11 protein-coding genes are annotated in these 12,731 nt (G+C 43.4%); 7 read left to right on the top strand and 4 right to left on the bottom strand.

Translation table 11 applies throughout. From position 1 onward, the window contains the following. Window positions 1–11 precede the first annotated feature (11 nt). Both BUC50_RS03770 and BUC50_RS03765 read right to left on the bottom strand, forming a co-directional pair. Window positions 12–3,659 carry a hypothetical protein gene (locus tag BUC50_RS03770; protein ID WP_286677156.1) on the bottom strand — a complete coding sequence of 1,216 codons (3,648 nt, stop codon included), beginning with the start codon at window positions 3,657–3,659 and terminating at the stop codon, window positions 12–14. Between the two features lie 292 nt (window positions 3,660–3,951). Beyond that, window positions 3,952–4,746, bottom strand: coding sequence for a thermonuclease family protein (locus BUC50_RS03765; RefSeq protein ID WP_286677155.1), 795 nt, complete (start codon window positions 4,744–4,746; stop codon window positions 3,952–3,954). 119 nt (window positions 4,747–4,865) lie between these two features. On the opposite strand from BUC50_RS03765, the gene rsmG reads away from it, so the two are divergent. The 6 genes from rsmG to BUC50_RS03735 all read left to right on the top strand — a co-directional run bounded on the left by rsmG (window position 4,866) and on the right by BUC50_RS03735 (window position 9,367). Next, a complete protein-coding gene (rsmG, locus tag BUC50_RS03760; RefSeq protein ID WP_013049228.1) occupies window positions 4,866–5,555 on the top strand; it encodes a 16S rRNA (guanine(527)-N(7))-methyltransferase RsmG in 690 nt (229 codons plus the stop codon). A 4-nt stretch (window positions 5,556–5,559) separates the two neighbouring features. Beyond that, the gene (locus BUC50_RS03755; RefSeq protein ID WP_013049227.1) at window positions 5,560–6,336 is read left to right on the top strand and encodes a ParA family protein; all 777 of its coding nucleotides are present in this window, start codon (window positions 5,560–5,562) and stop codon (window positions 6,334–6,336) included. After that, window positions 6,309–7,223 carry a ParB/RepB/Spo0J family partition protein gene (locus BUC50_RS03750; RefSeq protein ID WP_286677154.1) on the top strand — a complete coding sequence of 305 codons (915 nt, stop codon included), beginning with the start codon at window positions 6,309–6,311 and terminating at the stop codon, window positions 7,221–7,223. The genes BUC50_RS03755 and BUC50_RS03750 overlap by 28 nt, the downstream gene beginning before the upstream one ends. Window positions 7,224–7,548: 325 nt before the next feature. Then, window positions 7,549–8,040 carry an HIT family protein gene (locus BUC50_RS03745; RefSeq protein ID WP_273015188.1) on the top strand — a complete coding sequence of 164 codons (492 nt, stop codon included), beginning with the start codon at window positions 7,549–7,551 and terminating at the stop codon, window positions 8,038–8,040. Then, on the top strand, window positions 8,030–8,650 hold the full coding sequence (locus tag BUC50_RS03740) for an IMPACT family protein (RefSeq protein WP_286677153.1): 621 nt from the start codon (window positions 8,030–8,032) through the stop codon (window positions 8,648–8,650). The genes BUC50_RS03745 and BUC50_RS03740 overlap by 11 nt, the downstream gene beginning before the upstream one ends. Window positions 8,651–8,767: 117 nt before the next feature. Then, a complete protein-coding gene (locus BUC50_RS03735; RefSeq protein WP_013049222.1) occupies window positions 8,768–9,367 on the top strand; it encodes a biotin transporter BioY in 600 nt (199 codons plus the stop codon). Here BUC50_RS03735 and BUC50_RS03730 read toward each other — a convergent pair whose 3' ends face one another. Continuing rightward, complete coding sequence (locus BUC50_RS03730) at window positions 9,368–10,768, bottom strand: deoxyribodipyrimidine photo-lyase (RefSeq protein WP_148211365.1); 1,401 nt, start codon at window positions 10,766–10,768, stop codon at window positions 9,368–9,370. 71 nt (window positions 10,769–10,839) lie between these two features. Here BUC50_RS03730 and BUC50_RS03725 point away from each other — a divergent pair, with 71 nt between their 5' ends. Continuing rightward, the gene (locus BUC50_RS03725) at window positions 10,840–11,700 is read left to right on the top strand and encodes a DMT family transporter (RefSeq protein WP_013049220.1); all 861 of its coding nucleotides are present in this window, start codon (window positions 10,840–10,842) and stop codon (window positions 11,698–11,700) included. Between the two features lie 60 nt (window positions 11,701–11,760). Here BUC50_RS03725 and BUC50_RS03720 read toward each other — a convergent pair whose 3' ends face one another. Beyond that, window positions 11,761–12,588 (bottom strand): aminotransferase class IV, encoded by an 828-nt coding sequence (locus BUC50_RS03720; protein WP_013049219.1) that lies wholly within the window; start codon window positions 12,586–12,588, stop codon window positions 11,761–11,763. Between the last annotated feature and the right edge of the window lie 143 nt (window positions 12,589–12,731).

Here is a 12,731-nt window from a genome sequence, read left to right as displayed (position 1 = left end):
TCCTCTACTTATTATTGCCCGTTGGGGGACGTAGTTCCATTTTCTCGTTCCGGATATGTTATTGTTGTATCTTCTTCGCCAGGTTTAATAATCTGTTTTAAAAGATTTTCCATAATCTGTTTTTTCACTTGTTCCCCCGGGGTAAGAGAGCTATCTTTTCCCTCCCCAGTGGGGAAAGATAGCTTTATTTTAATCTCGTCCTCATCTTCAGTTCGTTTTTCATCAAGGGGAGAGGGTGAAGAAATGGACGTTGAGTATGCCGGCTGAGATACTTTTAAGTCATACATTTTAATGTTATTCCACGTCCCGGACAGCGTAAAGCTTGCTTCCCGAAAATCCCGAATTGAGGAATAACCTCCGACTAAACCAGATAAGAACCTTTGAAGAAGCAAGGGGTCAGTGATATTATCTCCTACGCTCATGAGGCCGCTAATGGCTCCTAAAAAAGCATTTAAAGCCTTGAGATTTATGTCCCCTACACATTTTAAGTTGATTGGTTGGTTTCCAAGACCTACAGCGCCGCTGGCTGTGAAATAACGATACGTAGTATCCTCTGGATATGCTGCGACACGGCTGCCAGGGAGAAGGTAGACGCTTCTTCCATCAAGGTTGAAATTTGCGAGGATAGTCTGGTAGCGGATTTCGTCATTAGAACTAATCTTTGTAACAAGGGGGAACTCTGAAACCGCCCCCTCTTTTGCAAAGAGAGAACCATTCCCGAAAATAAGTTTCAATTGTCCCATGGTGCCTGATACATTGAGATTCAAAGTGCCCGTGCCGGTAATTTTTCCCTGGGGCGGCAGCCAGTCTGAAGAGGCTTTCTCAAGATCCATATTTTCAAAATTCAAAAAGCCTTCCCAACGAAATTTATGGGGGTCAAAGGATCCGGAGATGGCTCCCTTGCCGTCGTAGGCTTTTGCTTTCCCATCAGCAATGACAACCCTGCCCTCCGCAGTTGTTTCAAAAGGCAGATCGAGGTTAGAAAGGGTAAATCCGTAAAATTTTACCTTAGGGGATGTAAGTATCCCTTTTCCAGAAATTCCTTTCGATGTAATCTTTCCTTCACATAACAGCTGAAGAGTGCCGAAGAAATGTTGCTGCCCATTTCCATTCGCTGTCAATTTTTCAAGGGGCAGCCCCTCTGGGCCGGAGGAAAGGGAAAAAAGCCATCCGTCTGAAGATGGAGATCCCTCTCCAGTAAGGGATAGATTAAACTTTTTATAGATACTGTCGAGAGAAAATTGAATAACCCCATTTTTTTCAGGTTTCGCCATAAGGGCGACATCATTGAGCGCCAGTCCCCCAATGCGTAGCGTGGGCAATGTCCCCTTGACATCCATTACCGGATTTGAGAAGGGGCCTGAAAAGGCAATTTCGCCAGATACAACCCCATCCACCGGGGTGTTAGGATACCATTGGCTTATGATCTTTTGAATATGGGTTGGTGGAATGGTAATATTGATATCCAGTCCCTTTTCAAAAGACAAGAGCCCTGACCCTGTCAATAAAGAGTCTCCAAGGGCTATCTCAGCCTTTTCAATAGAAAGGTCCCTGAGCGAGCCCGCAAATTCCATAGTTGTGCGATCAAGCAGAAGTCCCATAAGGGAAATTTTTTCCCCATCCAGAGTGGCTGTTATCCCGGGGGAGTTCAAGGGGCCTGACAAGGAGAAAGAACTCGATACTTGTCCCTTCAGAGAAGGCCAATTTGGGGATATTTCCGCAAGGCGTGATAGATGGATTTTCTCAACGTTGCCCTCAAGCTGCAAGAAGGGCGTGTCCTTTTGCATGTTGAAAACTCCTGCACAAGAAAGGATTCCGTCCATTATCCTTGCATTGATTTTTGTCAACGCTAATTGTCCCTTCTCATACCGGCCGGATAAAAGGAATTGTTCAAGAGGAACAGTATCAAATATGGAGTTGCTGGTTCCTTGAATGTTTATGTCTAATGCTGCATTTTGCGCCGGGCCTGTTAATTTCCATTCCAGAGAAACTGGTCCTCTCATTTTGAGAGTTTTTATAGCGGGGAAAACTTGTTCAAGGAACGATGGCTGCAATTTTTCTCCTCGCCCTTCAAAGTTTACATAAGTTTCTTCTTCAGAAAACAGGTTTGTAAGATGCCCCTTTCCCTGTATTGGGGTTTTTCCAAGAAAAGCTGAAAAGGAAGATACCGTTGTTACATTTTCTTTCTGTTCAAAGGCTATAGAAAGTTTTTCCAAAAGATTTCCGCCGAGGCGAATCCGTTCAGAGCCAAATTGGCCTGTTATAAAAAAAGAAGAAGAAGGCCCCAATAATTTTATCGTGCCAGCTACATCTCCTTCTAGAGCCAACGAGCGAAGGGGGGCTTTTGTACTACGGATGTTTTTCAGCGCGAGACGAGATGTTGAAAGAGCAAGATCAAGCATTGGATCTTTGCCGAGAGAAACCGTTCCCTCCCCCACAACCCGGGCTTTATGCCATTCCCCATGAGTTTTGACTGTCAGCGTGTTGTCAGGATTGAACGCCACTGTCCCTGAAACATTTTCTAAGGGAATGCCGGACATGGCTGTGGCCGGGCTGGAAAATGTAACAGTGCCATTTTTGTTGCCGCCTTGCATAGCGAGATCCAAATGGAGCGTTTCCAGAGGACCTTGGGCAAACTTCAACCAAGGAAATACTCCGTACCATTTCGAAGGGACAACATCCTTGCCAGAAAGGTCAAAATGGACAAAATTGTTTTGTGCCAGAATGATAGAACCTGTAATGGGAGATTGAAAAGCTTCTCCTTTAATATCTAAAAAACTTATGTTTTTTCCATCCCACGACCAACGGCATAGAGTTTGAGAAAGATCAAATCCGGCAAGGTTTGCCTTTTCTGCGTAAAGGCCACCTTCTGCGACGAGATTAGGCCACCTTCCTCGTATAATCAGACTCGACGCACCCTGACCGGATAAAGAAACCTCCTGCCCTTTTTCGGAAGATGGCAGAGCTTTCTGTATGTCTGCTAAATATATAGACTCTATTTTTCCCGCAAGACCAATTTCATGTGTAAGGCGTCCTGAGAGGCGGAGAAGGCTATCTTCAGTTTTTGCCGTAAGATTTTGCACAGATATCCCATCTTCTCCATATTTGCCGGTTGTTTCTATCTCAATAAGAAGATCGTTTAACTTGCTTTGGATTGTGGCTTCAAATTGATTTCTTTCTAGATGAAGGCGGCCTTTTTCAAGGGAAACACTACCAATGGGAGAACCGGTTACCCGTCCTTTTTCCATCTCCACTTCCAATAATGGAAGGTTTTGAAGTTTATTCCCTTCTTTTGTGTTCATTGACACCCCTGAAAGGGTATCAACAAAAATAGTAAAGGACTCGATGCGGAGTTTATGAATTACCGGGCGTCTTGCAATAAGAGAAGAGAGGGACGGACGGGCAAACACCATTTCTGCTTCATAAATGGGTGAAACAGGAGTGGAAAGAGCGAGATTGTAAATAGTATAGCCAGATATGGGATTCCCTTTTATCTCTCCCACCGAGAGAACGCAAGGAGATTCAGGGCCAAAACTTTTTTCAAGAACGGAGCGAAGAGTTTCAGTTCCAAAGTTTATTCCACTAAGAGCGTATAATGAAACAGCGCCTATAGCAAACAGGGCTGCTAAGGACAGGAAAAAAACACGTCGTTTCTTCATAGTACACCTCGTATCTTCTCATAAAAAGAAGCAATTCAAATCTTACAATACCCTTTTCCAGGTAATTTGTCATCGGCAAGAGTGCTGACAGAATACTAGGCAGATAATTTTAATAATTCAAATAAGAATTGCCTACATATAGGGTCTTTTCTAATTTTTTGATGGTGTGGATAAGTGGATAAGATAGTGGAAAACCCGTGGATTTGTCAACTGTTTAATGAGATTATATGGGATATGTGGATAACTTATCTCTCTGTGGAGAGTTTTTTAAATGCCACTAGACAAAAGCCCTTTAAAAATTAAATTTAATAATTTGTAAAGGGTCGCTAATGATCATTTCACTTCCACTGTAACTAGTTTCAACTTTCCCCATAACAGTTAGATTTGCCCCTTTATCCAAGTTAAGATGACGGAATTTGTATATGTCGCTTTTATAAATGACGAGAAAAAAAGCTCCGTCTTTAAGGAGTATTTTTGAAGGTGTGGATTGCACAGAATCAACGGTAACCGAAGCTAATATAAAATTTCCCTTCAGAAAGGGAAGGAATGTCCATATTTCCTTCGAAGTAAAAAGCCTGTTTGAGGCTTGTCCCCATAGTCCGGCCTTTTCTCTTCTGGCATGGGCAAGGGCCCTTTGAATGCAATGGGTATATTTTTTATTGGGAGGGATAATTAAAGGCATAGCCGCTCCTCTTCTGACAAGCTCCTCGTTAATGAGAAACATTTCTTTGCTGGAACGGCACCAAACATAGGCGAGGAGCCGGCCGTAACGGTCTCTTTTTTCAACATCGAATTCCAGTAAGATATCTCCGAGCTCTAGGAGCTGGCCGTTGAGGCGGCATGCCCTTTCGCTGAATTCCTCTTTTCCATGAAAAGGATGATGGAGTTCCGGCGTATCTATAAGCAAATATCGAACTCGCTCTACTTTCCCATTGGGAAGGGAGACAGTGATCGTATCACCGTCAATGACATTTAAAACGGTAACGGGAATGAGATTGGGCGGAGTATCTGCAAATAGAATAACGCTTTTAAATAGAACAAAAAAAAGAAAAAGAACAACACCTTTTATAAAATTCTTGTATGCCACGAGTAATACACCTGCCTGATTATATTGGGGCAAAATAATCTTTATTTATTTGGATATCTCCTTTGTAAGGGTTATGATATCAGAAAGATATCTGTTTGTTGTCGTTAGGAGGATAGCCAGTGTTCCAGCATTTAAATGAAAATATCGTTGCTGAAATAGCGGAACATAACAGAAAAGCTCTAGAAACATATATAGATGGACTGGTGTCATTCTCTGGCAGAGTCCGCCTTACAGGGCCTCAGGATAGAGAGACCCTTTGGTCGGAACATATTCTCGACTGTCTTTATTCAGTTCCCCTCCTCCCCCAGGAGGGAGATATTATCGATGTAGGGACAGGCGGCGGGCTGCCGGGGATGGTGTGGGCCATTTGCCGGCCGGATTTACATATCACCCTTCTCGATAGCGTTAAAAAAAAGTGCGTGGCTCTTGAAGAACTATCGGGTCTTCTCCACTTGAAGAATGTTACCATCATCTGCTCCAGGGCTGAAGAGTTCGCTCTGTCCCGGAGAGAAACATTTTCTCTGGCAGGCGCCAGAGCTGTCAAGGGAGCTGGAGTGTTGCTTGAATATCTCTCCCCTTTTGTTGCTCAGGGCGGGAAAGCCCTTGCCTTTAAGGGACCATTATATAAAGAGGAAATAGAACCCCTGGCTGGTCAGGAGTATCGTCTCGGCCTTTCGGCTCCTGATATTTTCTATTACAGCCTTAACGGGAAGGAGCATTTTCTTTTAACATGGCAAAAAAAGAAGCCATGTCCAAAAGAATTTCCTAGGAAAACGGGAATGGCAGAAAAGAAATTCTGGTGGAGGTGACATTGTGCTTTCTATAGCTGTAACGAACCAGAAAGGTGGCGTTGGTAAAACAACAACGTGCGTAAATCTTTCTGCAGAACTGGGGCGTTTAGGTTACTCTGTTCTTGCTGTGGACATGGATCCTCAGGGAAATTGTACGAGCGGCCTGGGCATAGAGGCGAGGGCTATTGAAGTAAGTTTGTATGATGTGCTATTGGGGGGTGCTTCCGCACAAGATGCCCTAATGGCTACTTCTTGGCAAGGTGTTTCTCTTCTCCCTGCCACAATCGATCTTGCGGGGGCGGAAGTTGAGCTTGCCTCTGTCATAAGCAGAGAGACCTGTCTTCGAAGGCATATGGCGAATCTTAATCAATTCGATGTTGCAATTATAGATTGCCCTCCTTCCCTGGGGTTGTTAACAATCAATGCTCTTGTCGCGGCCCATAAGCTGGTTGTCCCCATTCAGTGCGAGTACTACGCCCTCGAAGGCGTTGGACAACTTGCCCATACTATAGGGTTAGTGAGAGATTGTCTTAATCCTGATTTGGCTGTTGATGGGGTTCTTCTAACAATGTACGATTCGCGAACCCGTCTTGCCAATGATGTTGTTGAGGAAGTTCGCAGGCAATTTGGTGAGATTGTCTTTTCTACCATTGTTCCCCGTAATGTAAAATTATCTGAAGCGCCAAGCCACGCAATGCCAATTGCCTATTATGAGCCAACATGTACAGGTGCCAAGGCGTACATGAACTTTTCTATGGAGGTTGCGGAGCGATGGTTGCAGCAAAAGGAAAGGCATTAGGACGGGGTCTTGGGGCCCTTATTCCTGGGGCGGGCGATCTTGCTGGAGAAAAAGGGAAGCAAAATGCAACAAGCCTTCCTCTCTCTCTTCTGCAGCCCAATATTAACCAGCCGCGGAAAACATGGGATGAAGAAAAATTGCAGGCCCTTGCCGACTCTATCAAGACCCACGGCGTTATCCAGCCGCTTGTTGTTCGAAAAATAAAAGATGGATACCAGATTGTTGCTGGTGAACGGCGATGGAGAGCTGCGCAAATGGCCGGATTGAACGAAGTCCCGGTTTTTTTCTTCGAGGGTACAGAAAAAGATGTTCAGGAAATTTCTCTCATTGAAAATATACAACGGGAAGATCTTTCACCTCTGGAAGTTGCACGGGCCATTCGAGAACTGCTTCAAACCTTTGAGCTCACTCAGGAAGAGCTTGCAGGGCGCATAGGCTGGAGCCGCACCCTTCTCACGAACAAATTACGATTGCTGCAGCTGCCTGAACGGATTCATCAGATGATAGAGAACGGAAGCATAACAGAAGGTCATGGAAGGGCCCTTTTAGCCCTTGAAACAGAAAATCAGATGGAAGCTCTTGCACTTCGCGTAATGCGAGAAGAAATGTCAGTCAGAAAACTGGAGAAACTGATACAAGAAATTAAAAGAACAGATTTTATTCAAAATAAGACACCATCTTTAAAGGTTTCTTATTCTTCGCCGTTTATGCAATCCATGGCTGAACGTCACGGAATCAAAATAAAGGTGACTGGAAATGGAGTTAAGAAAAAGCTATCAATTGACGGACTCACAATAGAACAGATTGAAAGGCTGGAAAAGCTTTTGGAGGACTCAGCAGCTTCGATTTTATTTCCGGGAAATAAAAAGGGGGAATTACCATACTAAAAAGAGCTTCTGATCTGATCAACTTCGGAAAAGTCATATCTACAGCTCTCATAATAGCAGGCTATATCGTCTTGGGGTATATTATAGGGAAAAAGTTAACATCTAAAGGATACCCAGCGATGGTAATAGTAGTGTGCGCAACTATAGGGGCCGCTATTGGGCTCTGGCAGGGTTGGATAACATTGCGCCCTTTATGGAAAGCTAATAGCAAAGGTAAAGATAAAAAAACTAGAGGAAGCTAGGTGTAATATTTACATTTACGATTCTCACAAATAATGTTTCACGTGAAACATTATTTGTATTTGTCTATGGGGGTGTTTTTACGTTGGAAAGCATTTTTGCGCCATGGAGAATGACATATATCGCAGATGCAAACAAACAAAAAACGTGTATTTTTTGCGAGTTTCCTAAAAAAAACGAAGATGAAAAAAACCTTATTCTCCACCGAGGTACAACGTGTTTTATCATTTGTAATGCTTTTCCCTATAATCCTGGGCACCTTATGGTTGCTCCTTATCGCCATACAGCAGTTTACGAGGAGTTATCCGATGAGGAGCTTTTAGAAATGCATCGCCTGGGCGGAGTTTGTTTGAAGGTGCTCAAAAAAGTGATGCATCCTCAAGGGTTTAACCTGGGTATAAACCTAGGCAAGGTTAGCGGTGCTGGTTTTGATGGACACCTGCATCTTCATATTGTCCCCCGCTGGAATGGAGATACTAATTTTATGCCAGTGTTCGCTGAAACACGTGTTATAGCAGAGAGTCTACAACAGACATATAAGAGATTAAGGGATGAGTGGCCTTTGAATGATTGTTGATGAGTTCTGGGAGCCAGCCGAAAATATAAGTACCGAAATAAAAATAAAACGTTCTATTTTTATAGCCCATATTTCTGTCGCACGGACCGAAGAAGATGCCCGCCAGTTTGTTACCCATATTTCACAAAAGCATAAGCAAGCCACCCATAATTGTTGGGCCTACCGTATAGGGGTCGATCCGCCACGCGAATATTCTTCTGATGATGGAGAACCGAATGGCACAGCCGGGAAGCCGATTTTAGGCGCTATACAGCGGCTTGATGTAACAAATGCGGTTTTAGTGGTAACAAGGTATTTTGGCGGGATCAAGCTTGGAGTCCGCGGGCTTATAGAAGCTTATGGTGAGTCTGCATCCAACGTTCTGGAAAACGCTGGCAAAATAAGAGGGCGCCTGGGAAGCCGCTGCAATATACAAATAGATTACCCTTCTTATAGCGCGTTCTTATACCAGTTAAAGAGGTTAGGGGTCGAAGAAGGCTCTTGTAATGTGACATTTGAAGAGGACGTAAGAGTGAGTTGCTTTGTTCCCCTTTCCCTATGGGGGAGAGTAGAAGCATTTCTTTGTGAAAGTCAAAAAAGAGCCTTTATAAAAGAATGGAGCAGAGAATAGAAGGTCAGTACAGGTCAACCTCTTTGCACTCTTTATTTCCCTGAATAGCTAAAGATGACGCTTTACACCTCCTATGTCAACCCATATAATAGCAGGGTTGACATAGGAGGTGGTTTTATGAGGTTTTCAGTTCGCGCAATGGTTCTGGCTTCTCTTTTTGCCGTGTTGATGGTGGTGAGCGCTTATATCCGTATTCCTTTTCCCTTTGTCCCTATGACATTGCAAACGTTATTTGTTTTTCTTTCAGGAATGCTTTTGGGGCCGAAACTCGGCAGTTTATCTCAGGTACTATATTTTTTCCTTGGATTATTAGGGCTGCCTGTTTTTGCTGGCGGTTGCGGTCTTCAGATTTTTGTGTCTCCCACCGTTGGTTTTATATTGGGCTTTATTGTTGCTGCCTATGTTGTTGGCCGTATAAGTCATGACGACACATTGCCTCTTTTTTTCCGGTACGGTGTAGCGCCCTTTCTTGGTATTACCCTGATTTACCTTTTAGGATCGGTTGGTCTCTATTTCAACTTAAATGTAGTGGCAGGAAAGAGCATTAGTTGGCTGAAAGTGCTGCAAATAGGGGTTTTCCCCTTCATCACGGCGGATATTCTAAAAGGCGTGGGTGCGTCAATGCTTTCGTGGAAGATTGTTCCGATTCTTAATAGATCTGGAATCTTGCAAAAATCTTCAACTCAGATTCGCCATAAAAGAGAATCAAGAGGTTGATCAAAGCTGACCTATTGGGTTTGATGTAATGCTTTCTATATATTGTTTCACGTGGAACTTTCTTTTTGCGCCGCTGTCATTCATATATCGGATTTTTCCAAATATTTGCCGCTCTGGCCAGGCTCGATCATGGACGCCGCCAATGCTCCATGCGATTCCTGCATAGCCGTTAGGGTCTCTGCCGTCTATTTCATAGCAATCGTTGAGATAAATGGCTGCCTTCATGGCTTCTTCAGGAGATTTGCTCCATTCGAGTATCTTTTTTGCCCAGTACATGCGCAACCAGCTGTGAAGCTTACCGTGGAAAAGAATGTCTAACTGGCAGGCGTTCCATAATTGATCATGGGTTTTGCCGTGTTCAAGTTCCTCGAGGGTATATGTAAATTTTCGAGGGTCCCATCTGTGCTCATCCAGGGTTTTCTGGGCCCATTGGGGGAACCCTTCAAAACAGTCGTAAGAAGGGGTATAAAAGCAAAAATTATCGGCTAATTCTCGTCGAACTATCAGTTCTTCTAGAAAACTGTCAACAGAATCCCGTATTGATTCGTGATTCTCCCCATGTTTTTTTATGACAATGGCCACTCTTTGAGGGGCTATTTGACCAAAATGTAAGAAGGGGGAGAGTTGGGAGAGAACATTATTAGTAGGGTCGTTACGCAACTCTTTATATACGCGCAATTTTTTTTTGATAAATTTTTGAAGGCACTCCATCCCTGCAGTGTAACCAGCTTTACCTCCATAAAGGGGCAGCGTTTTTTGGGGATAATGATATTTGGTAAGCATTTCCAATGGGGCGGCAGTCTTCAAAGCTAGTGTTTCATTATAAGGATGGCGGATCAAAGAGGGGATAGGCGTAAGAAAATCTGGCACTTTTTTTAAAATCCTCGGTCTGAAAGTGCGGGCGGAGTACTCTTTTTTTGTCGATGCCTCCCAACACGGAACAATGTTATGGGCGTCTATTTCATAAAAGGGGATAGCAATATCCTTTTTTATCTGTTCTACCCACTCTTTTTTAATTCTTAGAGGGCTGAAATCAGTGAAGAGGGCTGATACATCAATTTTTTTTATTAAATTCGGAAGAGAAAGAGGCGCTTCCTGTTCTAACAGAATAAAGGGAATGTTTAAACCTAAAAGCCCTTGCCTTACTTCGTGCAAACCATGGAGCATAAAATGATATGCTCGGTATGAAGCCGATAAAAAATGAGGGGTTAAACAAAAAACTACTAGAAGGGGTTTTTTATTTAATAGCGCATACTTTTGCGCCTCTAGTAATGCCCAGTTATCTTCCACTCTTTGGTCACGATTCATCCAGTATGCAACAGGTCCCTCTCCCGGTATGCCATTTTGAAGTATTCGCCCACGTTCTTTCACTAGATCACCTTCTTCAAAAAAATTTTTCAAAGGCCTCTCTTTTTGCTGTTTTCGATTTTCTTGAATATGCTATTATCCAGCATAGAAGGGTGGCGTTTGTCTTGTTTGCATATGTAGCACTTGCAGGTCGAATCGTTATGCTTGGTTTCGAGAGGATCGTAGTAAAAAAATTGGGAACAGGAGCTAATCCCAAGGCCGCTTTAATGCTTTTTGTCGGCTTAGCCGCCTTATTTCTTCTGCCATTTGCCGTAAATACGGTTTATGGCGGCCATATAGATTGGGCTTTTATTAAATATGTTGCGGCAAGCAGTCTAATCTATGCTTTAGCCTTTCTTTTATACATTCGTGCCCTTTCAGAAGGGGAGGCCTCTCTTGTCGCTCCCCTTTCTAATTTTAACATTCTGTTTTTGCTTGTCCTTTCCATACTTTTCCTTTCTGAATCCTTTTCTTTTGTGAAAGGAGCCGGGCTGCTGGTCTTGCTTTACGGAGCAACCTTTCTGAACAGGCAGAGAAACATGTACTTATCCCTTAAGGCGTTACTCGCTGACAAGCCTTGTCAAATGATGATGGCTTCCTCTTTTTTAGTTGCAATTGGCCGTATTATTGACAAGGGTGGCGCCGCTTCCACATCCCCTGTCCTTTACTCCTTTTTCCTTTACTTTTTTGTAGCTCTCTATTTAGGCCTGCTGATGTTTTTAAGAAAGAACTTAAAGGAGGTTTTTGTCCTCTTTAAAGATCGTCCCTGGATTTCTCTCGCCAGTGGCTTTATAAACGCCTACGCCTATTTATGCCTCCTTATCTCCTTCAAATCTATTGAAGTAAGCATTGCGGAACCCCTTTCAATGTTGAGCATGGTTGTTACCGTCATGCTGTCATCAATTATTTTGAAGGAAGACATTCGTTACAGGCTTAAGGGAGTGTTCTTCATGTTTATCGGGGCGAGTCTGCTTTGTATGGCATGATAAGAAAAAAGAGGCGAGAGGAAATAAGTTTCTCCTTTTTCGCCTCTTTTTACAATTTTTCTATTCGAGCCACTCAACAATGGACGAAAGATACACTTGATGTAAATGTTTTGTTAACTTGCCAGGAACGCCATTTCCAATAATTTGATCCCCTATTCGTACTACTGGCAAAAGTTCCTTGACTGTTCCTGTAATAAAGGCTTCTTCTGCCTCTGGGAGTTCTGTCAAGAGAGGGCATCGTTCTTCAACCTGGATGTTTCCCCGCCTGGCGAGCTCGAGAACGATCTGCCGCGTTGTTCCTGAAAGGGCTCGACTGGTGGGTGCTGTAATGAGGTGTCCGTTTTTTATAAGAAAAAAAGTACTATGGGATCCCTCTACAATTTCCCCTTCAGGACAATAGAGGATTTCGTAGGCTCCTTTAGAGTCTCTTTGCCCAGTGAATGAAAGCATATAGTTTATGCTTTTTGTGCTTGGCAAATATCTCTCTGCATTAATTGGATGTAAGGCGACCCCCTTTTCATAGAGTATTGGATCTGGTTTTCGGATTTCTTCAAAGATCACAAAATATCTTGAGGAACTGAAAAGATGATCCTTTCCAAAAGAGTCCCCTCCGGTAATATACGGGCGAACCATGGTCTCACAGCCCATTTTTTTAATTCCCTCCCGTATAATTCGGGCCATTTCATCAAGAGTGGCAGGCATCACAATAGAAGAAGCGGTGGCTGATCCTTCAAGACGTTTCAGATGAGGAGTCAACATAAGAGGTCTTCTCGAGTGAGTACTTATGGTTTCAAAAACTCCGACGCCACGTTGAATAATAAGGTCTGTTACAGGGAGCTTTGCTTCCTCTAAAGGAAGAAATTTTCCATCGATATAACAAAGATTCATAAAAATGTCACCTCTTTCAATCTCTGACACCGTTTGCAAGTATATCGTGAAATTCTTTATTGTGCATTAGTTTCTTGAAGAGGGTCGAAAGTGGTATGATTACACAGTATATGAGAACCTCAGGGGGGGAAAGCTCCTGCTTC

It is taken from the genome of Aminobacterium sp. EBM-42 (genome assembly GCF_001896635.1).
Taxonomy (GTDB): domain Bacteria; phylum Synergistota; class Synergistia; order Synergistales; family Aminobacteriaceae; genus Aminobacterium; species Aminobacterium colombiense.
The sequence above is the reverse complement of the archived record's forward strand: the minus strand, read 5'-3'. Positions and strand labels throughout refer to the sequence as shown.